The sequence below is a fragment of the Novosphingopyxis sp. genome (assembly GCF_965218915.1).
GTDB lineage: Bacteria > Pseudomonadota > Alphaproteobacteria > Sphingomonadales > Sphingomonadaceae > Novosphingopyxis.
This window is the reverse complement of record NZ_OZ244708.1, coordinates 3,294,264-3,316,532: the sequence shown is the minus strand read 5'-3', so window position 1 is coordinate 3,316,532 and position 22,269 is coordinate 3,294,264. Positions and strand designations below refer to the sequence as shown.

The window sequence follows — 22,269 nt, the reverse complement described above, 5'->3', positions numbered from 1 at the left end:
CGGCGACGTCATGGCCGCGGCGCTGGCACTCGGCGAACGCGGGCGGGGGCGGACGGGGAGCAATCCCAATGTCGGCTGTATCGTGACGCGAACCGGACGCTTGATCGCGCGCGGCTGGACCCAGCCCGGCGGACGCCCCCATGCCGAGGCGCATGCGCTGTCCCGGATCGAGGGGTCGCTGGAAAGAGCGACGGTATATGTCACGCTTGAACCGTGCGTTCATGAAAGCGAGCGCGGTCCCGCCTGCGCCGACCTGCTCGTCGCCGCGCGCCCCGCCCACGTGGTGATCGCGGCGCACGACGCCGATCCGCGCACCGAGGGCAAAGGCATCGCCCGGCTGCAGGATGCGGGCATCGCCGTCACCCACGGCGTCATGGCGGCCGAGGCGCACCGCGGGATGGCGGGCTTCTTCACCCGCCAGCGCCATGGCCGCCCGCATGTCACGCTCAAGCTCGCCACCTCGCTCGACGGGCGCATCGCCTGTGCCGACGGGTCGAGCCGCTGGATTACCGGGGAGCCCGCGCGCCGCCACGCCCACGGCCTGCGCGCGCGCAGCGACGCGATCCTGGTCGGCGGCGGCACGCTGCGCGCCGACGAACCGAGCCTCGATGTGCGCCTCGATGGACTGGAGGAGCGCTCGCCCGAGCGCTTGGTCCTGACGCGTGGTGACGCGCCTGACGGCTGGACGGCGATCGACCAGCCCGAAGCCATCGCGTCGTTGCCAGCCAACTGGTTGCTCGTCGAAGGCGGCGCCGAGACCGCCGCCGCCTTTTTGCGCGCCGACATGGTCGACCGCCTCATCCTCTACCGCGCGCCGATCCTGATCGGCGATGGCCGCGCCGCGCTCGGCGATATCGGGCTGGGCGCGCTGGCAGACGCACACGGCCGCTGGTCCCTCGCCGACACGCGCATGCTTGGCAGCGACCGGCTCGATGTCTACGAGCGGCACTAATGTTCACAGGCATCATCACCGATATCGGCACCATCCGCGCGATCGAGCAGCGCGGGGATATGCGCATAACCATCGCCTGCGCCGACGATCCCGCCACGATCGCCATCGGCGCGTCGATCGCCTGTTCGGGCGTCTGCCTCACCGTGGTCGACAAGGGCGCGGGCGAAGGCGGCAACTGGTTCGCGGTCGATGTCTCGGGCGAAACCGTCTCGCGCACCGCGCAGGGCCGGTGGAGCGCGGGCCAGCGCCTCAATCTGGAGCGCGCGCTGAAGGTCGGCGACGAGCTGGGCGGCCATATCGTCACCGGTCATATCGACGGGGTGGGCGAGATCGTCGCGGTCGAGGCCCAAGGCGACTCGCAAAAACTCACCGTCCGCGTCCCCGCCGATCTCGCCGCGCATATCGCGGTCAAGGGCTCGGTCGCGGTGGACGGCGTGTCGCTCACCGTCAACGAGGTCACCGATGCGCCGGACGGCACCGTTTTCACGCTCAACATCATCCCGCACACCGCCGAGGTGACGACGCTGGCGGGCGCGGAAGCCGGCCGCGCGGTGAATCTGGAAATCGACATCCTCTCGCGCTATCTGGCGCGCTTCGAACAGGTTAAATCACGCAGCTAAAGGGCGCACCCGCGCACCGCAGGAAACAGCGACATGGCCAAATTCCTCATCGTGGAAGCGCGCTTCTACGCGCATCTGAACGACATGCTGATCGCGGGTGCCAGGGCGGCGCTGGACGAAGCGGGCCACCACGCGGACGTGATCACCGTCCCCGGCGCGCTGGAAATCCCCGCCGCCATCGCCATGGCCGCCGAGAGCGGCCGCTATGACGGTTTCGTCGGTATCGGCGTGGTCATCCGCGGCGAAACCTATCATTTCGAGATCGTGGCCGGCGAAAGCGCACGGGGCATCATGGTGCTGACCATGGACGGCCTCGCCGTCGGCAACGGCATCATCACCGTCGAGAACGAAGCCCAGGCGCTGGAGCGCGCCGATCCCGCGCAAAAAAACAAGGGCGGCGAAACGGCCAGGGCGGCGATCGCGCTGCTGGAGCTGCGGGAGAAATTCGCGGGGTAGCGGCACAGGATGGCTGCGGCGTGACGAGCAGACGTACCGCTGACGACCCCATTGCAGACCCTCAGCGGAACGAGTTAACATGCTTCATGGCTGACGATTGTTGTGCGGGTAAAGGTAAGGAATTGGAACGGCTTGCAGCGCAAGCTGACCAGCGGCGCGTTCTTCTCATCGTGCTGGCGATTAATGCCGTGATGTTCGCTGCAGAATTCACCGCTGGCATCGTTGCGGGATCGACCGCCCTTATGGCCGACAGCGTCGATATGCTGGGCGATGCGCTCGTCTATGGTTTAAGCATTTTCGCGATCGCTCGAAGCGATCGGTGGAAGGGGGCAGCGGCGTTCGCCAAAGGTGTGTTCATTTTAGCGTTTGGCATCGGCATCCTTGTGGATATCTCTATCAAATTACAAACGGGCGTGCCCCCCTCGTCGTCACTTATGCTGATATTCGGCGGAATTGCTTTGATTGCCAATTTAGCGTGTCTTCGCCTGTTATGGCGTTTCCGGGCGCAGGACGTGAATATGGCGAGCACTTTTGAGTGCTCGCGAAACGATGTGATTTCCAATGTGGGTGTAATCTTGGCGGCTGCCATAGTTGCAGCAACGGCGTCGCCATGGCCTGACATTATCGTGGGCGGCATCATCGCCGCCCTGTTTCTCAGATCTGCGGTTCACGTGATCCGACAATCATTGCCGAGCCTTCGATTGGCATAGCGGCCGCTTCCCACCAAAAACCGACATTCGTAACCGGCACGCACAAGTCGATCACATGTCAGGCGGCGCGGACTTCCAAGCTCACTCCCGAGGCGCGTTGCAACGTGCCGATCACCAAGAACAGATTATCCGCCGCCGGATTGCCCAATGGGCTGAACATCCGCATCAGGCTCTTGGACGGTTTTCCCGTCTGCGCGGCCAGTTCCTCGAACCCCAATGTCGCCTTGATGTAATCGCGTAGCACCGACTTGCCGGTGTCGACATCGCCGGCGATGAACGCATTCACGGCTTCGGTAAGAAGCGCGGCCCGAAATGCCGGGTCCGCCTGAAGCTACCGCCACTTTCGCGGCAGCCACCGCCAGCGGCGGTCACTGTCGGAACCTCCCATAGGGCAGACGCGCCGTCTTTTGCGTTACCGAACGTAAGGGCAACCGCCGTTGGCATCCGACGGCGAATATATTATATTGTAGCAGCCGGAGGAAATCACGATGCCCGCAACACGAGAAGGATTTGCCAGCGTCAACCTTGGCGCGGCCAAGCAGATCGGCCTGCGCCTCGTCGCGCAAGGCCGGTTCGAGAATCTGTCCGATGCGTGCCGGGCCGGGCTGCGGCGCCTCGAGCAGGACGCGCGGGTTGTCGAGCGGCTGGTTGCGCTTGGCCAGGAAGGGATGGCCAGCGGTGTCGACGACAGCTTCGAGATCGATGCCTTCGTTGAAGAGGTCCGAACCGGCGCGTGAGGCTCGCATGGTCGAATATGGCCAAACAAGAGCTTGCCGAGCTGCGTCGCTTCTCGAAGGAGCGCTGGGGCCAGGCGGTGGCCGTGCGTTATCTCGAAGATATTCGCGACTCGGCGAAGCGGCTGGCGGCCAATCCGCTCCTGGCCAAACTCTTGCGAGACGAGCTTCGCATCCTGCGTGTTCGATCTCATTATCTGATCGTCCATGTCGACGAGACCGTCGACAGGCTCACCGTGGCGCGTGTCCTGCACACCGCGATGGATATCGAGCGGCATCTCGGCGGGGTTTGAGAAAGGAGACATTCTGCTTGCGACACTAATAGATGCCATCCCCGGTCAAACCGAGAATGCTTGGGAGCGGTCGTTCTAAAACACGTTTTTACGCCTAAAACCAAGTGAAAGTTCATCGGTCGGGCGAGTCTCGAAGCTGACCGGTTCTGAACAGGCTTTCTCCAACGAAGGGCCGCTGATAAACAGACGCATGGTCCAACCAATCAACTCCAATACGGCGAACGGTAGTCTGCGCCGGGTGGTCGGTATCGTAGCAATACTCAATCTCGCCTATTTCGGAGTTGAGTTCGCCGTCGCCATTTCGATCGGGTCGGTGTCACTGTTCGCTGATAGCGTCGATTTCCTTGAAGACGCTTCCGTCAACTTTCTCATCGTCGTCGCGTTGGGCTGGTCAGCGCGCAACCGCGCCCGTATCGGAATGGCGCTGGCGCTGATCTTGCTCGTTCCGGGAATTGCGACGCTGTGGACCGCGTGGGAAAAGTTCAACACGCCGGTTGCCCCCAATCCTTTACCGCTGTCCCTAGCCGCCCTCGGCGCGCTCATGGTCAATTTAATCTGCGCCTTCATGCTCGCTCGATACCGTCATCATAGCGGGAGCCTGACGCGCGCCGCGTTCCTCTCGGCGCGCAATGACGCGCTCGCCAACGTCGCTATCATTGTGGCCGGGCTCGTGACCGCCGTATTGTGGCGCTCCGCCTGGCCGGACCTGATCGTGGGATTAGCCATCGCCGCGATTAACGCCGATGCCGCACGCGAGGTCTGGTCGGCCGCCAAGAAGGAACATCGTGCTGCGGCGTGATCGTCCGTTCTGTCGGAGCGTCAATACCTGAGTTTTGACGCCTAAGCAATGGCAGCTTTGATCTTCCTTCGCACCAAAAGCCGCCAGTTGCCTGACCACCCATTTGCGGACCCTCTCCCCCCGTCACCCCGGCCAGCTTCTTGGTCTGAACCAAGCTCTCGGCCACATTGGGCCGATCCGGATGGCCCTGTCGATGGATGGTGATGCAACTCCGCCCGCGCTGCGTTCGCAGCCGATATTCAAAAATGGGAAAGACAGCTGGACCCCGGATCGAGCCCGGGGTGACGAAACTGGAGGGGCGTCAGCTGCCCGCCCATTCCAACAGCACCCTTCTGGGCAAGTCCGCGGAAAATGATTCCGGCCAATGGATGCTGTCCTACATCCGCCCATATATGCTATGGTAGCGCATGGCCCGCAGTTCGCGCCTCCGCCTGTCCCGTCATCGCGACGCCATTCGTCGCCGGGACATTCGGTTCACCGCAAGATGCGGCCCCCATCCCTGTAATCCGTGTCACCTTACAGCGGTCGTCGCGCGGTTCGAATCATGCCACCGAGCGCAGCGCCTCGACGACATGCGGGATGTTGCGTTCGTTGAGCCCGGCGACGTTGATGCGGCCCGAGGCGGCCATGTAGATGCCGTGGCTCGCGCGCATCGCCAGCACCTGGGCCGGCGACAGGTTAAGCGTCGAGAACAGCCCGTTCTGATGGCCGACGGCTGCGAGGTCGATGTCGCCGACATTCTGGTATTCGGCCAGCGCACCGCGCATGGCGTTCAGCCGCGCGCGCATCTCGGCGACCTCGGCGTCCCATTCGCCGCGCAAGGCGTCGTCGGTCAAAATCACCCGCACCGTCGCCGCGCCGTGATCGGGCGGCATCGACCAGTTGGCGCGCGCGTTGGCGAGCAGGTGGCTGTAGAGCGTGTCGGCCTGGGCGGCGGTCCCGGACAGCGCGTAGAGCGCGCCCACCCGCTCGCGGTACAATCCGAAATTCTTGTCGCAGCTATAGGCCAGCATCGCCTCGGGCACCGCGGCGATGACCAGTCTAAGCCCCGCCGCATCCTCCTCGAAGCCGTGGCCGAGGCCCTGATAGGCCAGGTCGATCAGCGGGAACAGTCCGCGCTCCGCCACTACCGCCGCGATCTCGGCCCACTGGCCCAGATCGTAATCGATGCCGGTGGGGTTGTGGCAGCAGCCGTGCAGCAGCACGACGTCGCCCGCTTGTCCCGCGTTCATCGCGGAGAGCAGCGCATCGAAATCGAGCGTTTCGGTGGCGATGTCGGCATGGGTGAACGGCACCGGCTCCATGCGGCAAGCCTTGATGATCGGCGCATGGTTGGGCCAGCTCGGCGTACCGAGCAGCACGCGGCTCGCTCCAGCTTCGGCCAGCGTTTCGCAGGCGAGCCGCACCGCGCCGGTGCCGCCGGGCGTCTGCACCCCGCGCAGGCGCGTTCCATAGCCATCGCCCGCGCCGAAGATATAGGGCCGCAGAGCCGCGACGAATTCGGGATCGCCCTCGGGTCCCAGATAGCTTTTGCTGTCCTGGGTCTCGAGCAGCCGCTGCTCGGCGTGTTTCACCGCGCGAAACACCGGGGTGTCGCCATCCGAATCGCGGTAGACGCCCACGCCCAGATCGACCTTTTCGGGACGCGGATCGTCGCGGTACAGCTTGATCAGCGCCAGCAGCCCGTCGGCGGGAAGGTCTTGCAGCTGTTCGAACATGGCATGCTCCGGCTATTGGGTCCGGCGCGAGCCATGCATTTTATGCCGCGCCGCCGCAAGGGCGCTGGAAGCCGTGTCCCCGTTTCAATGAGCCCTTTGTCTTCGTCGTTGCGAGGAGCCGTCAGGCGACGCGGCAATCCCGGGCGTATGCAGCGCTGTAACGCCCCTGGATTGCTTCGCCCCGGAAGTCCGGGGCTCGCAATGACGAACGTGGCAATGGAGCGATGGTGCGCATTCAAGCCGGGACCCTATCCCGCGGGAGCCTCCGAACACCCTCGGGCCGAAGCTTTTCTAAAACGGAAGCCAGCGCTGTTTCTTGGAAAATTTCATATAGCCGATGTTCGCGCCGAGCCGCAGGCCCGCGCCGACGCGGATCGGAATCAAGACCTTGTCGCCGCTGCGCATGTAGCTGGCGTTGAACCCGCCGACCAGATAGGCGGCCGCCTCGCCGGCGGGGAAGCGGCGATAGAGCTCTTCGCTATCGTAGAGATTGTAGACCAGGATGAAGGTGCTGCCGGCGTTGGCGCCCGCGTCGAACCCGATCGACGGGCCGGTCCAGTAGACCGGCCGTTCGCCCTCGATCTTGTGATAGAGCGTGCCGGAGCCGTAGCGCAGGCCGACGACGAACGCGCCGCTCCCCTCGCGCCCGACGATATAGGCATTGGGTTCGCCTTGCTTGGACAGGATGTTCTCGATCAGCTTGGCCAGGCCCTCGGCGCCCTTGCCGAACACGCCCTCGGCGGCGCCGATCAGATCGTCCTCCTGGTACGTATCCTCGCCGGAGACCGGCACGCTGTCGATCGGCACCGCGTCTACGCTTTGCACCGGCGGCGGCGGCGGCGGCGGCGGAACGTAATCGGCCTGGCCGCTCTGGCCGTTCATCAGAACATCGTCTTCGGGCGGCACGTCATAGGGGTTCGAGGTGGGCGGCGCGGGATTGTCCGCGCTGCTTTGCTCGCCCGGCGGAGGGCCGAGATCGGCGTCGATCGCCTGATTGGGGTCGATCTCGCGGATTTGCGCGGCGGCGGGGCCGGTCGCCAGCATCACGACGGCGGCGATCGCCAGCAGCCGGCGAAACGAAGGCGTGTTCATGGCGCAATTTCCCTCATACCCGATAACCGCCTTTCCGCGCCTGCAGATAAACCCTCAACTGCCCCGCGACGAGGCGAGTCCTTTTCGCGGCGAGGCGAATCGCTTTGGCACGGCCGCGGCGCATCGCGGCCTAAGGGGCGCCCGCGCGATATCCCGTTGCGGGGGGGCCAAGCGCTCGTTATAGGACGCGCCTTGCCAGCCGGCATCGGGACACGTGGGTGAGTGGCTGAAACCAGCGGTTTGCTAAACCGCCGTGCGGGTTAATTCCGTACCGAGGGTTCGAATCCCTCCGTGTCCGCCATCAGCCCTTCCGCAATAATCACAACCTCAATGGATCAGGGTTCGATCATCGCGCGCGCTCCGATCGCATCGAGATCGCGATGCCGTCGATTGTTTTGATCAGGTCAAGGCCATGGGTGGCTGGTTTGCGCCCACTCGCAGCATCCCGCCATGCGTAAATGTGATAGTTCGGAAGATTGCGTTAACCGGGTAAATTCAATATGTCCGACTAATGGTGGGCGGCCCAATGAGGCAAGCCGGAAGATCGGGAGAGAGAAATTGTTGATTCGTGCCCTGCGTCAGACCTGCATTGCTATCGCGCTGAGCGCTTCGATGCAGACGGTTGCGGCCCATGCCGATACCGGGGGGAAGCCGACATCGGCGACGATCCACGTCGATGAGCCCGGTCCGGTATACAGCAAGGAGATATTCACCCAGTTCGCCGAACATCTCGGCAACGGCATCTATGGCGGCCTGTGGGTGGGCGAGGATAGCGCCATACCCAACACCAACGGCTTTCGCAGCGATGTGGTCGCAGCGCTTCGCGACCTTGCTGTTCCCGTGATCCGCTGGCCCGGCGGCTGTTTCGCCGACGAATATCACTGGCGCGAAGGCATCGGTCCGCGCGCGGACCGTCCGGTCAAGATCAACACCCATTGGGGCGGCGTGACCGAGCCCAACACGGTGGGAACGCATGAATTTTTCGAGCTGCTGCGTCAACTCGGCGCCAGCGCCTATATTGCTGGCAATGTCGGCGACGGCTCGCCGCGCGAGATGGCCGAGTGGGTCGAATATATGACGTCCCCCGCTGGCAGCCTGGCCGAAGAACGGGCGGACAACGGACGCGCCGAGCCATGGGACGTGCCCTTCTTCGGTATCGGCAACGAGCTGTGGGGCTGCGGCGGCAATATGCGCCCGGAATATGCCGCGGACCTGACGCGCCGCTACGCGACCTTCATAAAGGCGCCCGAAGGCACCAGGATCATGAAGATCGCCGCGGGCGCGAATGTGGACGATTACCACTGGACCGAAACGATGGTGCGCGAGGCCGCGCCGCTGCTCGACGGGGTTTCGCTGCATTATTATACGCTTCCGGGCGGCGGCTGGCCGCCCCGCGCCCCGGCCATCGGTTTCGACGAGGCCGGCTGGGCGGATGCGCTGGAAAAAGCCTGGCATATGGACGAGCTGATTACCCTGCACAGCGCGATCATGGACAAATATGATCCGGAAAAGCGCCTTTTCCTCGCGGTCGATGAATGGGGCGCCTGGTACGCCCAGGATGCGCACACCCATCCGGGCTTCCTGCGCCAGCAGAACACGCTGCGCGATGCGCTGATCGCGGCGATCCATCTCGACATTTTTGCCAAGCATGCCGATCGGGTGCGGATGAGCGCCATCGCCCAGATGGTGAACGTGCTGCAGGCGATGATTCTGACCGAGGACGACAAGATGGTGCTGACACCCACCTATCATGTCTTCGAAATGTACAAGCCGTGGCAGGACGCGACCGTGCTGCCGATCGACATCGACACGCCGACCTACAGCGAGGGCGAGTTCGAGCTGCCCGCGGTCAGCGGATCCGCGGTCCGCGCAAAAGATGGGAGGATCCACGTCGCTCTCTCCAACGCCGATCCGGCGCAGGAAAATACCGTCACAATCAGATTGCAGGAAGTACGACCCGATCGCGTATCGGGTCGCATCCTGACCGCCCACGCGATCGATGCGCATAACAGCTTCGATGAGCCCGAAGCGGTCCGACCCACGGCGTTCGACGGCGCGAAAGTTACGGGCGACATGCTGATCGTGAAGCTGCCGGCGAAGTCCGTCGTCGTGCTGGACCTGAAGTGATCGGGCAACGTCCGAGAGCGACCGCGATGGTCCGTCAAGTCCTCGTCCTGGCTGGCCTGATCGTTTTAGCGATGCCAAGCGCGGGTGCGGCGGAGCCGCAGCATGAAGCGCAGGCACAATCGCTAAACGAGCGGCTATCCGGCGATCTTGTCCCGACCCACGACCCTGCCCTCATCCGAGAGGGCGACACCTATTACCTGTTCGCCACTGGCGGGCACTACATCGCGGCAAAGACCTCGCCCGATCTCGTCAACTGGCACGATGCCGGGTCGGTGCTGGAGGCAATCCCGGCCTGGGCGTTGGCGGCCGTACCGGGAACGAAGGGGATGTGGGCGCCCGATATTTCCCATGTGAACGGCCAGTACCGGCTCTATTATTCGATCTCGACGTTCGGTTCGAACCGCTCTGCGATCGGTCTGGCGACCAGCCCCACGCTCAATCGGAAAGCGAAGAATTATGCCTGGACCGATCGCGGGCTGGTCGTCCAGTCGACGCCCGAAGACGATTTCAACGCCATCGACCCCAATCTCATCGTCGATGCCGAGGGTGGTCAATGGCTTTCGCTGGGGAGTTTCTGGACCGGCATCAAGCTGTTCGCGCTCAATTCCGAGACGGGCAAGCCTCAGCCGGGAACCAAGCCTTACGCGATCGCCGGTCGGCCAGCTCCCGAAGGCGGACCGGCCCCCGTGGAAGCGCCGTTTATCTTCCGCCACGGCGGTTGGTACTGGCTGCTCGCCTCCTACGATTATTGCTGCAAGGGGGTAAACAGCACCTATTACACCGTCGCCGCGCGCTCCACGGACGTCACCGGACCTTATCTCGGCCGGGATGGCAGCAAAATGACGCAGGGCGGCGGGACGATCTTGCTGCGCGCCGATCTGCAGGAGAAGGAGCGCTTTCGCGGACCCGGCCATCCGGGCATTTTCACCGACGCGGATGGAACGACCTACGTCGTCTATCACGCCTATGACCGCGAAAAGGACGGCGCCCCCACTTTGCGGATTGCGCCTCTGCGGTGGGACGAGGACGGCTGGCCCGAAGCTTTGAAATAAGACCGAGCGCGCCGGCCCAGCGCGTCGGTTTCGATCGAGGATTGGAGAGGATTGATGAGTTTCACGCTTTCCCGGCGCGTCTTTGCCGCAGGCGCGGCCTGCCTGCCGGTCGCATGCCTCGGTGCGAGGAGCGATGCGTTGAGAACCTCCGCCGTGCCGCGCGCGCCAGCAATCTCCAATCCGCTCGTCAAGAACCGCGCCGACGCGCAGATTTTTCTGAACGATGACGGCTATTATTACATGACCGGGTCCGTGCCGGAATATGACCGGCTCGTCCTGCGCCGGTCCCGCACGATTGCCGGCCTCACCGAAGCGGAAGAACGGGTGCTCTGGCGACATGGGGACACGGGTCCGCTCTCCGGCTTCATTTGGGCGCCGGAACTGCACCGGATCGACGGACGCTGGCATATGTATTTCGCCGCCGGCCCCAGCGGGGGCGGGGAGGACGTGTTCCGCATCCGCACCTATGCCGTGATCTGCGACGGCCCCGATCCGATGACCGGCAACTGGAAGGTGCTCGGTGAGTTCCAGACGCCGTGGGATAGTTTCAACCTCGATTCCACCATGTTCCGGCATCGGGGAACCCGATATTTCGTCTGGGCTCAGCGCGAGCCCGGGATCGAGACCAATTCCAATCTCTATATCGCCCCGCTCGCGACGCCGCTGACGCTCGGCGCCGAGCCCACGCGATTGACGGTACCGACGCTGGATTGGGAAATCCGCGGATTCAAGGTGAACGAGGCGCCCGCCGTGCTGGAAAGAAACGGACGCCTGTTCATAACCTACTCCGCCAGCGCGACCGACGATCGCTATTGTCTCGGATTGCTCGCCGCCGATGCGGATGCCAAGATCATGGATTCGCGCGCATGGAGCAAGTCGCCGCGGCCGGTTTTCCAAACCAGTCAGGCGACATCGGTCTATGGCCCCGGCCACAACAGCTTCACCATCGACGAACGTGGCCGTGACATGCTCGTCTATCACGGGCGCGACTATAGGGAGATAGAGGGCGATCCGCTGTTCAATCCGGATCGGCATACGCGCGCGCAGCGGCTCTATTTCGCTGCCGACGGCACCCCGGATTTCGGTGTGCCGGTGGGCAATGGACCTCTGCCCGAACGTTTCTCCCCTGCCGCGCATCCCGGCCAATGGCTGGCGCACCAGGCCGGGCAGCCGATGGTTGGCGCCCTGCCCTTGGCGCAGACGCAATATCGGTCCGTCTCCAATGGCGACGGGACGCTGTGCCTTTCCCCGATCCTGCTGCGCGATCATCATCTGACGGTGACTTCGGACGGATATTTTCGCCTGATCCCCGTCGCAGATGCCGAAGCAGACGGTCAATCCACCCGGTTCCGGCGTCGCGAACATGGTGACGGGTCGATGATCACGCTGGATATGCCGGCATTCCCGGGAATGGCGCTGGCATATGCGAACGGCAAATTGGCAATAGCACCGTCAAAGGACGCCACGTCCAAATGGCTGGTCGACTGAAAGACGGCACCAGACCGTTCCATCGTCGGGCGCATGCGATTTACGCTCACCAAGCGGATTTTCACCGCTCCAGCATGTCTGACATTAGCTTTTATCCTGCTACCGAGCGATGCGCGTTCGTTCGTCAGCGGGCGTTGCGAACGCAATCCGGCATGGGTTGTTCCCGCCGTTCATCCCGCCAGGTTCCGGGTTGCCAAGCGCGCGTCCAAGAGAGGAAATCATGGGAATCTAAGCGGGTACGTTAAATCCAACAATTATATATTGCTTGTTTGCAACTCACCGCATACAAAACGCAGACAAATGGACTTGCGACCGCGGTGTATTCCAAACCAAAAATAAGGCCCGCGATTGCGCTTGCGGGTAAACAGGAGGGGTCTAATGAAACTGAAGGCACTGCTATGTGCGTCGGCATCCGGCGTAATCGGGTTGTCCGCGCTGCTCCCCGCCGCGGCCTATGCGCAGACCGTTCCGGTCGCCGACCCCGGCGCGCAGTCTTCCGTCGACGATTACCTGGCGAACGATCCGGACTCTTCCGAAGACACGGCGGCAACGCCCGCGTCCCAGGGCGGTCTTGATCAGACGACCGAGGGCGGCGAAAATGCCATCGTCGTGACCGGCTATCGCCGCAGCCTGGAATCGGCGCAGGAAATCAAGCGAAATTCGGACGGCATCGTCGATGCGATCGTTGCCGAGGATATCGGCAAGCTTCCCGACACCTTCGCGTCCTCGGCGCTCCAGCGCGTCTCGGGCGTAACCGTCACGCGCGGCGGCGGCGAGGCGGCCGGGGTCACCGTGCGCGGCCTGCCGGATCTGACCACGACCTATAATGGACGCCAGATCTTCACCGCCGAAGGGCGCTATGTCGCGATTCAGGATTTCCCCGCCGGCACCGTCGCGGCGCTGGAAGTCTACAAGTCCGGTACCGCCGACATGATCGAGGGTGGCATTGCGGGCGAGGTGAACGTACGTGGCCGCCGTCCGTTCGATTTCAACGGGTTCGAACTTTCCGGTTCGCTCAACGGGGTCAACTGGGAGCAATCTGGCAAGCTTTCGTGGAATGGCAACCTGCTGATAAGCGATCGCTGGGACACCGGGATCGGCGAGATCGGCGTGCTGGTGAACGCGTCCTACGTTGGTCTCGATTTCCAGGACTCGACTCGCGAGCAATCGCTGGTCATCGCCACAGCGAACGATATGAACGCGCCGGGCACCGGAGGCGGCTTTCGCTATCCTGACGCGCAGGCGCTCTATTACGGTACTGGCCATCGCTGGCGGCCGTCGGCCAATGCGGCGGTCCAGTGGCGCCCGAGCAGCGAGCTCGAATTCTATGTCGACGGGTTGTTTCAGGGCTTTCGCAGCGAAGACGCCAACCAGTTTCTGTTCGTGCCGATCTTCGGCGATCTACAGTTGACCAATGTCACTTTTCGCGATGGCAATCCCAACCAGGCGCAGAGCGCAACAGTCACCAACGCATTTCGCCCCGACGGCTTTTACGGCGCAACCAACGGCAAAACCGACACGTATCAAATCGGCGGCGGCGCCGTATGGGAGCGCGATCGGCTGAAGATTTCGGGCGACATCGCCTATACCGACAGCACCTTCATGCTGAACGCCCGCAATATCGACTTTCTGTTCGCCAGTTCGCCGGTGCGCAACGTCAATTTCGATGGCGGCGACGATGGCGGGCCGCTGTTTGCGTTCCAGAATTTCGATCTTACCGATCCGGCGAACTTCCTCAGCCGCGGCTTCTTCCAGGAATATCTGTTGGTGGGCGGCCAGGACATCCAGACCCGGGCCGATGCCACTTACGACGTAAGCGACACAGGTCTGCTGCGCCGCCTGCAGTTCGGCATTCGCTACAGCGATCGCGATGCCAATCGCGACCGCGGCGCCCCTTATATCTATAACGGCGATGCCCGTATTCCCATCACCGATCTGCCGGTGGATGTCGGCACCGTGCATCCGGGCTTCCGCTTTGGTGGCGGGTTCCAGCCGCGCACATTCACAGGCGTTTCCGCTTCCGAAATCGTCGATAATGTTGATGCGTTGCGCGACTTTTTTGGCGCGCCCGAAGGTCTGCCCGGCTTCAGCCCAACGGAGAACTTCGCGGCGAACGAGAAATCCTATGCCGCTTACGGCCAGCTGAAGTACGGCTTCGATCTCGGCAGCATCGTCGTGGACGGCCTCGCCGGCTTGCGCGTCATCAAGACCAAGACCCGCACCACCGGTTTCTCCCGCATCCTCGATGGGAACGGCGTCGAAAGCTTTCCCGCGGCCGACGCAGAAAGCGAATACACGGATTACCTGCCGAACATCAGCGCGCGCGTGGGATTGACCAACGAGTTGCAGCTACGCCTGGCTTATACCCAGACTCGCACCCGGCCTAATTTCTTCGATCTGCGCCCGTCGTTGAATCTGAACTCGCCGCCGGTCATCGATCCGACCAGTCCCTGTGCGATCAATCCGACGACCCCGCAATGCGCCAATAGCAACAGACGTGGCGGTTCGACCGGCAATCCAAATCTAAGGCCGTTGATGTCGAACAATTATGACGCCAGTCTGGAATATTATTTCTCGAATACCGGTTCGGCCACGCTGGCCCTGTTCCGCCGCGAGGCGGATGGCTTCGTATCTTCAATCCCGGTCAATTCCGACGATCCCGTATTTGGTCCGCTGCGGATCGACACGCCGCTGAACCTCGGCAATACGACGCTTCAGGGCGCGGAGGTCAGCTTTACGAGCTTTCTCGATATCGATGGGTTGCCCGAATGGGCCAAGGCCTTCGGTCTCCAGGCTAATTTGACCTATATAGACGCAAAGGGCGATCTCGCACCTTCGCTGGCAGCAACTCTGGGCGATGAGCCACAGCCATTTCCTGGTGTTTCGGAATTCGCCTACAATGTCATCGCGCTTTACGAGCGGCCGTTCTTATCGGCACGACTGGCCTATAATTATCGCTCCAAGTTTGCGCAATATTACAGCATCGAGCCGCTCGACCCTGTCGCCCATGCGGTGATCGAAAAAGGCCGCGGCCAACTGGATTTCTCGACCAGCGTGACGCCGGTCGAGAATGTCACCATCGCGTTCGACATCGTGAACCTGCTGGGCAATCCGTTGCAGCGGTATCGCCAGTATGACGAGGCGTCGGGCGCCACCTATCCTCGTCAGATTCTTTACCTCGAGCGCACCTATTCGCTCGGCGTGCGCTTTCGCTTCTGATCGGCGCGGCGCTGCACGATGAAGCACGATCTTCGCGCAACCGTTCGAGGTCGGCCCCGAATGGAAGCTGTACCAGCTTTCCGGCACCGCCGATGCTGACTATGAACCGCGCGCGCTGAACGCCGCGCTGCATCTGGATGCGGCCAGGCAGGTGTTCGACATCGGCCCCGTGTTCGTGCTCGACCATGGCCAGCCCGCTTCCTGATTAGACTGGCCGGGGTGGGGGTCAGGGATTGCCCGGCTCGCCAGCCCCCTCGCCATCCTTTTGCGGCGGGCGGAGCGCAGCCGTACGAGCGGCAACCGGTGCGATCGGTGGCAGGTCGCTGACCGGTCGATCGAGATAGAAGAACGCCACCGCAGACACGTCGTCGCTGCGGTAGAAATTGGTCCAGCCATCGGGAAGGCCAGGATCGGTCACCGCCTTGCCGCTGGCAAGCAATTGCGCGAAGCCGGGGCGGCGGCCGGGGTCGATCGTGACTGGTGTGAGTTTCACACCCTTCTCGATCATGGCGATCACGTCCTGCTTCGGCGCCCCCCCGATCTGCTGCATGTCCACGCGGATATCGTTTAAAAAATAGATCGGGTCCGGCACATGGAAACGATAATAGGTCCAACGTCCGTGCGGTTCGTCCGCGACCGGTGATCCCTGGAATCGGCCCACATAGGCGCCCTGGCCCCAGGCGGTGCCGATATAATCCTCGGTGCCGGTATTGGCGAGCGTGGGATGATCGATGTCACCGTCCAGGAACACTTTCGCCTCCCCTTCGCCCCACCAGCTCTTGCCATAGGCCGGGTCGGTCAGCGTCGTGATGATCGACCCCAGAAAGCGTCCGCGCCCGGTCACTTTCGGCAGCACCGCGAAGGCGCGGCCGAGCTCGGTCGCGCGCTCGCGGCTCCAATAGGCGTGAAAATACAGCGCGTCCGGGATCGGCTGCGGCATGGCGCGATAGTCGATGTCGTAGAAGATCAGCGACAGTTCCTCGTCCGAATCGTTGCTGACCACGACCCGCGCGCTCTTGGCGAAGGGCATGGGGATGTAGGATACGAAAGAGCGGCCCTCTGGACTTGCCACCAGCGCCGTTTCCATCGGAACCAGCGCGCCGGCTCCGGCCGCGAAGAAATCGCCGAGCGGGGCGGATACGGCGGGCTCGTTCGCGCCGTCCCAATAGATGTCGAGCCGCAGCGAGCGCAGCATTTCGGGCGACCGATCGTTGATCGTCATCCACATGCGATCGATCAATCCGGGGCCACGGATGTCGGCGAGTACGAGGCTGCCCTTCGCGGGGATCGTGTCAAACGCATGACCCTTGGCGCCCTCATTCTCGATCGCGCCGCGGCCCTTCGCGGCGTCCGGATTTTCGGGGCTCGCCCAGCGCGGCGCGCCCTCTTGCCAGCTGTAGAGCGATGCGTCCTGAGCGATGGCGGGCGGGGCAATCATCATCGCTATCGCCGAAGCCATGGCCAGTCCCGCGCGGTGCTCGCCAACGGACGCCGGTATCGATTTGGCCTGGCTCTTTTCGCGACCGCTTCCAACCCGCATATGCTCTCTCCCGGCAATTCGGTTATTTGTCTGATTAATCTTGACAGAGCTAACGCGCCAAGGGAGGCTGGGCAAGTTCAAACAGGAGGGGGAAGCACTTTGATCGGCGCGCGAAGACTGATCCTGGCATTCGCGGCGGCGTTCGCTTCGCTATCCGGAGCGGCAGCGCAGCAGGTGCCCCCCGGCGCGCCGGAAACGCCCTATGTCGATCCGGCCAAGGCCTATCTGTTCGCGCATATGATGACCGGCCATTACGGCGTGCTCTATTATTCGGTCAGCCTGGACGGTCTGCACTGGACGCAGCTCAACGACGGCCAGCCTGTTTCGCAGGATTATCACGGCCACGCGTCAATCGCGCAGGGACCCGACGGGCGCTATTATCTGGTCGGCAATCGCAGCGACGAGGACCCGTTCATCCGCTTCTGGGTGTCGAGCGACCTGATCGAATGGACGCCGCTGGGAACCTATCGCCCGGACCTGTCGAACATTCCCGGGCACCCGCACACGTTGCAGCGGATCGGAGCGCCGAAGCTGTATTTCGACAAGCCCTCGGGCCAGTTTCTGCTGACATGGCACACACCCAATCGGGACGGCTCGCCGCAGGATCCGGAGCGTTACTGGGCGAGCCAGCGCACGCTCTATACGCTATCGCCGGACCTGACTCATTTCCCCGATCCGCCGCGCCGGCTGCTGGATTGGGACATGGCGACGATCGACACCATCGTGCGCCCGAACGATGCCGGGCCGGGCTATTGCGCGATCATCAAGGACGAGCGCTATCCGTCCTATGGCTGGACCACCGGCAAGACGGTCAGGATCAGTTGCGGACCATCGCTGACCGGTCCGTTTCCGCTCCCCGGTCCGCCGCTGAGCCCCAATTTCCGGGAAGCGCCGACCATCATTCGCTCGCCGGACGACAGCGAATGGCTGCTCTATTACGAGCAATATGCCGGCACCAGTTACGGACTGACCAAGGGAAAGACGCTCGAAGGCCCATGGTATCAGGTTTCGGGCAATAGCGGGGTCCCGGAGTGGAACCGCTACGACATGGTGCCCGGCGCCCGTCACGGTTCGATGATGGCGATCGGCCGCAAGGAATATGACGCGCTGGTGCAGGCGTTCCCCGACCAAGTGGCCGACGGAGCGGCAGAAGGGGCATCGAACGCAACCTTCGTCAATCCGCTGCTGCCGTCCGGGCCGGACCCCTATGTCGTGCGCGACGGCGACGTCTATTATTACATGCATACAAAGGGCGACAGTCTGGAAATCTGGAAGACCACCGACCTCGCCGATCTGGCAAATGCCGAGCATCATGTGGTGTGGCGGCCGTCGTCGCCCGCGCCGAACGGCCGTTCGATCTGGGCGCCGGAGCTGCACCGCATCGATGGCCGCTGGTATATCTACTATACCGCCGCCGATAGCGCGCATGACGATGACGACCATCGCGGCGTCTTCGTGCTGGAGAATGGTTCCGACGATCCGCTGACGGGCGAATGGATCGATCGCGGTCGCGTCCGGACGGCGCATCCGGGCATCGACGGGACGACTTTCGTCTATGGCGGCAAGCGCTATTTCGTCTATTCGCCCTATGTCGGTCCCGACAGCGATCTGGCGATCGCCGAGATGAGCGATCCGGTCACGCTCGCCGGTCCGGAAACGATCATCGCCGTGCCCGACCAGCCATGGGAACGGCAGGGCGGCCGCCAGATCCTGGAGGGGCCCGCCTTTCTTCCGTCGCCGGACGGCGAGCTGTATCTGTCTTATTCGGGCAGCGCCTGCTGGTCGGACGACTATGCCGTAGGGCTGCTGCATGCACCCGCGGGAAGCGATCCGCTCGATGCGGCCGCATGGAGCAAATCACCGGCGCCGGTGGTAGCGAAGTCGCCCGGAGGCCATGTCTTCGCGCCGGGGCATAACGGCTTCTTCACCACGCCGTCCGGGCAGGACTGGATCGTCTACCATGCCAATCCGCGCGCCGGCATGGGCTGCACCCCGAAGCGCGCACCGCATATCCAGCGCGTGCGATGGACGGCGGACGGCCAGCCGGTGTTCGCGGCGCCGGTCGCCGGGCGCGAAACGCCCGGTACCCGATAGCGCGGTCCTGACGCTGCTGATCAGGGTCCATCGTCGCTTGCGACTTCGAACAACGGCGCAGCGATAGCGCGGAACTCTTCAACGGGCAATTTGCTGACCTTGCGATCATAGGTCAGCAGGCCGTTGACCTCGCCCTCGACATCGCTGGTCTGGGTGTAAACCGACGCGCTGAGGCCGTTTTCGCGCTTTTCCCGGATGATCTGCTCCATCTTGCGTGCGTAGCGCTTCCGGTAATCCGCCTGGTCGGCGCCGCTCTGATAGCCCCAATTGTCCTTTCGCGGAAACCAGAGATGCCCCTCCACCGGCAGACCGATCCCGCCGAATTCGCCGACGACGATCGCCCGATCCGCCTTGTGATCCGGCGTGCGCGGCACGTCTTCGTAGGTGTGGATGTCGTACATGTCCGATCCGCCCGCGCCGGTATCCAGCCACCCGCTGGCCTTGTCTACCGTGCGACTTGGATCGAGCGCCTTGACCATGTTGGCCAGCCGGGTGGCGGCGTATTGGCCCCAGCCTTCGTTGTTCACCACCCAGGTGGTGATGGACGGGTGATTGCGCAGATCGCTGATCATGCGCAGCATTTCATATTCGAACTCGTCGGTGGTTGCCGTCGGCATCACCGCTTCGGCGGTGGAGGTGGGGCGCACGAACTGGTCCAGACTGTCCTGCTCTTCGCCCGACGGCATGTCCTGCCAGATGAGGATGCCCATTATGTCGGCGAGATGATAATATTGCGCAGGCTCGACCTTGATATGTTTGCGCAGCATGTTGAACCCTGCGTCCTTCAAAAATTTCAGCTCGAAGGCGATCGCTTCCTCGGACGGGGGCGTCAGCAGCCCGTCGGGCCACCATCCCTGGTCCAGCGTGCCGTTCTGGAAAACATATGCATTGTTGATCAGTAGGGCGGGCTGCCCGGCAACGGGGCCGGGCCCGAGCGAACTCTTGCGCATGGCGAAATAGCTGTCGATCACATCACGCGGCGGCCCCGTGACCGTTGCATCGGTGTAGGCATCTGCCTCGGCCGGTGTAAGGATCAGGGCGCCGCGCCCGGGCCCCTCCACCTCCTCGGTGCCGGCGAAGGGGTTTTCGACGCCGACCAGCTCCACCTTGAGGTCGTACAAAAACGGGTCGGACGGCGACCACCAGTGCGCATCCGGCACCGGCAGACGGGCGGGGCGGTTGGCGCGTACCAACATGCTGGACACGGTTTTGCCGTCCTTTGAGGCGGTGATGCGTATGGCGTCGGTATCGCCCGCGCTGCGGTTGAGCGCGACGTCCACATCCAGCATGCCGGCATCGATATCGGGCGTGATCGTCATGCTTTCGATATGGGTGGCGGGCACCGGCTCCAGCCAGACCGTCTGCCAGATGCCGCTCACCGGGGTGTACCAGATGCCCTGGGGCTCGAGCTGCTGTTTGCCGCGTGGCTGCGCGCCGCCGGAGGTGGGATCGGTGACCTGAACCTCGAGCCGATTCTCGCCCGGCTGGAGATAGCGCGTGATGTCGAACGCGAAAGTGTCGGACCCGCCGCGATGCGCGCCCACAAGATGGCCGTTCACCAGCACCTGCGCCTCGAAATCCACCGCGCCGAAATGCAGCAGCACATTATCGCCCTGCCAGTCGGCGGGAACGGTGAAAGCACGGCGATACCACAGGCGGTCGTCCGGTCCGAACTCGCGCGCCACGCCGGACAGCTTTGCTTCGACCGCGAACGGGACCAGAATCTGCCCGTCCATGGCAGTGGGCGCGTCGGCGGCGATCGGGCGGATGGCATAATCCCATCGTCCGTTGAGATTGAGCCACCGGGCGCGTTTCATCTGCGGCCGGGGATAGCTCCGCCAGGCGTTTTGCGGCGTCACCTCGCTGCCCCATTCGGTGGTCAGGTCGCTGGTGTAGATATGGTCGTCAAAGCGATCGGCCGGCCGTGTCGCGGTGGCCGGCGCCCGCTGCGCCGCGGCGCTCGCGGTAAGGGTCAGCGCCGCCAGCACGACCAGCGATGCTGCCTGGAGAAACCGATCGATCATCCCTTTCGCTCCCGTCAAGACTTTCGGCTTTGCAAATTCGCGCCATCCGCGCTTTAGCACGCTTGTCCGACAAAAACACCGCCGTCGGAGATCGTGGCTTTATTTTATCAGACAAATATGTTCTCTATCGTGCAAAGCCGGGTCGATTCAGAACAGAGATGGGCCACCATCGCGTGGATGGTCCTTAACAGGAGGGGATGGAAGATGCGTTTGACAGCATTGGCGGCCGGTATGCTGGCGGTCTGTCTGGCGGCGACGCCGGCATTTGCGGGTACGGCCAGGAAAACGGACTTTGGCAAGCTGCCCGATGGGCGCAAGGTGGAGGCGGTGACGCTGGACAACGGCACGGTGAGCGCAACGATCATCGGTTATGGTGCCACGCTGCAGTCGCTGAAGATGCCGGGACCCGGCGGCAAGCAAGAGGATGTTCTGCTCGGCTATTCTGACATCCAGGATTATATCGACGAGCCGCAATATTTCGGCGCCACCGTGGGCCGATTCGCCAACCGGATCGCCCATGGCCGGTTCACGCTGGCCGGACATGAATATCAGGTGCCGGTGAACGATGGCGACAACACGCTGCACGGCGGCACTGTCGGTTTCGACAAGGTGCTGTGGACGGTGCAGGCGATCAAATCGGGGCCCGAGGCCAGCGTCACGCTGCGCTATATCAGCCCGGACGGCGATCAGGGTTATCCCGGCACGTTGACGGTCGATGCCACCTATTCGCTGGACGAGGCGAACAATCTTCGCATCGAATATCGCGCCACGACGGACAAGACGACGATCGCGAACATCACCAACCATGCGTATTGGAACCTTTCGGGCGAAGGCTCGGCAGACGGCGCGATGGGCCACATACTGACCATCCCGGCCGAAAGCTATCTGCCGACCGACAAGGGTTCGATCCCCACGGGCGACTTCAAGCCGGTGAAAGGCACCGCGTTCGATTTCCGCACTCCCCATGCCGTCGGCGAGCGGGTGCGCGACGCGTCCGAACAGCAGCTCGTCTTCGCGCGCGGTTACGATCATAACTGGGTGATCGGCCGCCGCGTGACCACCGACCAGCATCTGATGGCCACGGTCCGCGACCCCGCCTCGGGCCGAGGGTTCGAGCTGTGGTCGAACCAGCCGGGGCTGCAATTCTATTCGGGCAATTTCCTCGACGCGACGACCCATGGCAAGTCGGGACAGCTGTACCGCGAAGGCGATGCGCTCGTGTTCGAACCGCAGATATTCCCCGACACGCCCAACCAGCCCGACTTCGGCGCGGCCAAGCTGGAACCCGGCCAGACTTATTATAACGTCATGACCTACAAGCTGCTGGTCGATCAGCGCAACGCCAAGTGAG

The 22,269-nt window shown here is 63.2% G+C and carries 18 protein-coding genes and 1 tRNA gene; 14 read left to right on the top strand and 5 right to left on the bottom strand.

Going from position 1 to position 22,269, the window contains the following annotated elements; all coding sequences use genetic code 11:
• Positions 1 to 10 precede the first annotated feature (10 nt).
• The 4 genes from ribD (at position 11) to ACOQPC_RS15675 (ending at position 2,738) form a co-directional block, all read left to right on the top strand.
• Positions 11 to 952, top strand: coding sequence for a bifunctional diaminohydroxyphosphoribosylaminopyrimidine deaminase/5-amino-6-(5-phosphoribosylamino)uracil reductase RibD (gene ribD, locus ACOQPC_RS15690; protein ID WP_420606634.1), 942 nt, complete (start codon positions 11 to 13; stop codon positions 950 to 952).
• On the top strand, positions 952 to 1,572 hold the full coding sequence (locus ACOQPC_RS15685) for a riboflavin synthase (RefSeq protein ID WP_420606633.1): 621 nt from the start codon (positions 952 to 954) through the stop codon (positions 1,570 to 1,572). The genes ribD and ACOQPC_RS15685 overlap by 1 nt, the downstream gene beginning before the upstream one ends.
• A 33-nt stretch (positions 1,573 to 1,605) precedes the next feature.
• A complete protein-coding gene (gene ribH, locus ACOQPC_RS15680; RefSeq protein ID WP_420606632.1) occupies positions 1,606 to 2,028 on the top strand; it encodes a 6,7-dimethyl-8-ribityllumazine synthase in 423 nt (140 codons plus the stop codon).
• 86 nt (positions 2,029 to 2,114) lie between these two features.
• Entirely contained in the window at positions 2,115 to 2,738 is a 624-nt protein-coding gene (locus tag ACOQPC_RS15675) for a cation diffusion facilitator family transporter (protein WP_420606631.1), read from the top strand.
• 58 nt (positions 2,739 to 2,796) lie between these two features.
• Here the strand turns inward: ACOQPC_RS15675 and ACOQPC_RS15670 are convergent, their stop codons facing one another.
• On the bottom strand, positions 2,797 to 3,024 hold the full coding sequence (locus ACOQPC_RS15670) for a DNA-binding protein (protein WP_420606630.1): 228 nt from the start codon (positions 3,022 to 3,024) through the stop codon (positions 2,797 to 2,799).
• A gap of 202 nt (positions 3,025 to 3,226) precedes the next feature.
• On the opposite strand from ACOQPC_RS15670, the gene ACOQPC_RS15665 reads away from it, so the two are divergent.
• The 3 genes from ACOQPC_RS15665 to ACOQPC_RS15655 all read left to right on the top strand — a co-directional run bounded on the left by ACOQPC_RS15665 (position 3,227) and on the right by ACOQPC_RS15655 (position 4,564).
• Positions 3,227 to 3,475 carry a ribbon-helix-helix domain-containing protein gene (locus ACOQPC_RS15665; RefSeq protein ID WP_420606629.1) on the top strand — a complete coding sequence of 83 codons (249 nt, stop codon included), beginning with the start codon at positions 3,227 to 3,229 and terminating at the stop codon, positions 3,473 to 3,475.
• 17 nt (positions 3,476 to 3,492) lie between these two features.
• A complete protein-coding gene (locus ACOQPC_RS15660) occupies positions 3,493 to 3,765 on the top strand; it encodes a type II toxin-antitoxin system RelE/ParE family toxin (protein WP_420606628.1) in 273 nt (90 codons plus the stop codon).
• Positions 3,766 to 3,955: 190 nt separating this feature from the next.
• The gene (locus ACOQPC_RS15655) at positions 3,956 to 4,564 is read left to right on the top strand and encodes a cation transporter (protein WP_420606627.1); all 609 of its coding nucleotides are present in this window, start codon (positions 3,956 to 3,958) and stop codon (positions 4,562 to 4,564) included.
• A 542-nt stretch (positions 4,565 to 5,106) separates the two neighbouring features.
• Here ACOQPC_RS15655 and ACOQPC_RS15650 read toward each other — a convergent pair.
• The gene (locus tag ACOQPC_RS15650) at positions 5,107 to 6,282 is read right to left on the bottom strand and encodes an aromatic amino acid transaminase (RefSeq protein ID WP_420606626.1); all 1,176 of its coding nucleotides are present in this window, start codon (positions 6,280 to 6,282) and stop codon (positions 5,107 to 5,109) included.
• Positions 6,283 to 6,573: 291 nt separating this feature from the next.
• Positions 6,574 to 7,374: a DUF1134 domain-containing protein gene (locus ACOQPC_RS15645; RefSeq protein ID WP_420606625.1), complete on the bottom strand. Its 801-nt coding sequence runs from the start codon at positions 7,372 to 7,374 to the stop codon at positions 6,574 to 6,576.
• Between the two features lie 208 nt (positions 7,375 to 7,582).
• Here ACOQPC_RS15645 and ACOQPC_RS15640 point away from each other — a divergent pair.
• From ACOQPC_RS15640 to ACOQPC_RS15620, 5 genes are all read left to right on the top strand, one after another.
• A tRNA-Ser gene (locus tag ACOQPC_RS15640) sits at positions 7,583 to 7,675 on the top strand.
• A 260-nt stretch (positions 7,676 to 7,935) separates the two neighbouring features.
• Positions 7,936 to 9,501 (top strand): alpha-N-arabinofuranosidase, encoded by a 1,566-nt coding sequence (locus tag ACOQPC_RS15635; protein ID WP_420606624.1) that lies wholly within the window; start codon positions 7,936 to 7,938, stop codon positions 9,499 to 9,501.
• A gap of 26 nt (positions 9,502 to 9,527) precedes the next feature.
• The gene (locus ACOQPC_RS15630) at positions 9,528 to 10,553 is read left to right on the top strand and encodes an arabinan endo-1,5-alpha-L-arabinosidase (RefSeq protein ID WP_420606623.1); all 1,026 of its coding nucleotides are present in this window, start codon (positions 9,528 to 9,530) and stop codon (positions 10,551 to 10,553) included.
• A 54-nt stretch (positions 10,554 to 10,607) separates the two neighbouring features.
• Positions 10,608 to 12,041 (top strand): family 43 glycosylhydrolase, encoded by a 1,434-nt coding sequence (locus ACOQPC_RS15625; RefSeq protein ID WP_420606622.1) that lies wholly within the window; start codon positions 10,608 to 10,610, stop codon positions 12,039 to 12,041.
• A gap of 378 nt (positions 12,042 to 12,419) precedes the next feature.
• Positions 12,420 to 15,260, top strand: coding sequence for a TonB-dependent receptor (locus ACOQPC_RS15620; RefSeq protein WP_420606621.1), 2,841 nt, complete (start codon positions 12,420 to 12,422; stop codon positions 15,258 to 15,260).
• A 226-nt stretch (positions 15,261 to 15,486) separates the two neighbouring features.
• Here the strand turns inward: ACOQPC_RS15620 and ACOQPC_RS15615 are convergent, their stop codons facing one another.
• Positions 15,487 to 16,719 carry a glycoside hydrolase family 172 protein gene (locus ACOQPC_RS15615; RefSeq protein ID WP_420606620.1) on the bottom strand — a complete coding sequence of 411 codons (1,233 nt, stop codon included), beginning with the start codon at positions 16,717 to 16,719 and terminating at the stop codon, positions 15,487 to 15,489.
• Between the two features lie 180 nt (positions 16,720 to 16,899).
• Here ACOQPC_RS15615 and ACOQPC_RS15610 point away from each other — a divergent pair, with 180 nt between their 5' ends.
• The gene (locus tag ACOQPC_RS15610; RefSeq protein ID WP_420606619.1) at positions 16,900 to 18,894 is read left to right on the top strand and encodes a family 43 glycosylhydrolase; all 1,995 of its coding nucleotides are present in this window, start codon (positions 16,900 to 16,902) and stop codon (positions 18,892 to 18,894) included.
• 20 nt (positions 18,895 to 18,914) lie between these two features.
• On the opposite strand, the gene ACOQPC_RS15605 is transcribed toward ACOQPC_RS15610, so the two are convergent.
• Positions 18,915 to 20,918, bottom strand: coding sequence for a glycoside hydrolase family 2 protein (locus ACOQPC_RS15605; protein WP_420606618.1), 2,004 nt, complete (start codon positions 20,916 to 20,918; stop codon positions 18,915 to 18,917).
• A 204-nt stretch (positions 20,919 to 21,122) separates the two neighbouring features.
• On the opposite strand from ACOQPC_RS15605, the gene ACOQPC_RS15600 reads away from it, so the two are divergent.
• The gene (locus tag ACOQPC_RS15600) at positions 21,123 to 22,268 is read left to right on the top strand and encodes an aldose epimerase family protein (protein WP_420606617.1); all 1,146 of its coding nucleotides are present in this window, start codon (positions 21,123 to 21,125) and stop codon (positions 22,266 to 22,268) included.
• The last annotated feature ends 1 nt before the right edge of the window (position 22,269 follow it).

Coding starts and splice junctions, on each gene's coding strand:
- ACOQPC_RS15630 (WP_420606623.1), top strand. CDS start 9,528: ATGGTCCGTCAAGTCCTCGTCCTGGCTGGCCTGATCGTTTTAGCGATG.
- ribH (WP_420606632.1), top strand. CDS start 1,606: ATGGCCAAATTCCTCATCGTGGAAGCGCGCTTCTACGCGCATCTGAAC.
- ACOQPC_RS15675 (WP_420606631.1), top strand. CDS start 2,115: ATGGCTGACGATTGTTGTGCGGGTAAAGGTAAGGAATTGGAACGGCTT.
- ACOQPC_RS15685 (WP_420606633.1), top strand. CDS start 952: ATGTTCACAGGCATCATCACCGATATCGGCACCATCCGCGCGATCGAG.
- ACOQPC_RS15645 (WP_420606625.1), bottom strand. CDS start 7,374: ATGAACACGCCTTCGTTTCGCCGGCTGCTGGCGATCGCCGCCGTCGTG.
- ACOQPC_RS15625 (WP_420606622.1), top strand. CDS start 10,608: ATGAGTTTCACGCTTTCCCGGCGCGTCTTTGCCGCAGGCGCGGCCTGC.
- ACOQPC_RS15605 (WP_420606618.1), bottom strand. CDS start 20,918: ATGATCGATCGGTTTCTCCAGGCAGCATCGCTGGTCGTGCTGGCGGCG.
- ACOQPC_RS15620 (WP_420606621.1), top strand. CDS start 12,420: ATGAAACTGAAGGCACTGCTATGTGCGTCGGCATCCGGCGTAATCGGG.
- ACOQPC_RS15650 (WP_420606626.1), bottom strand. CDS start 6,282: ATGTTCGAACAGCTGCAAGACCTTCCCGCCGACGGGCTGCTGGCGCTG.
- ribD (WP_420606634.1), top strand. CDS start 11: ATGGCCGCGGCGCTGGCACTCGGCGAACGCGGGCGGGGGCGGACGGGG.
- ACOQPC_RS15665 (WP_420606629.1), top strand. CDS start 3,227: ATGCCCGCAACACGAGAAGGATTTGCCAGCGTCAACCTTGGCGCGGCC.
- ACOQPC_RS15655 (WP_420606627.1), top strand. CDS start 3,956: ATGGTCCAACCAATCAACTCCAATACGGCGAACGGTAGTCTGCGCCGG.
- ACOQPC_RS15660 (WP_420606628.1), top strand. CDS start 3,493: ATGGCCAAACAAGAGCTTGCCGAGCTGCGTCGCTTCTCGAAGGAGCGC.
- ACOQPC_RS15615 (WP_420606620.1), bottom strand. CDS start 16,719: ATGGCTTCGGCGATAGCGATGATGATTGCCCCGCCCGCCATCGCTCAG.
- ACOQPC_RS15600 (WP_420606617.1), top strand. CDS start 21,123: ATGCGTTTGACAGCATTGGCGGCCGGTATGCTGGCGGTCTGTCTGGCG.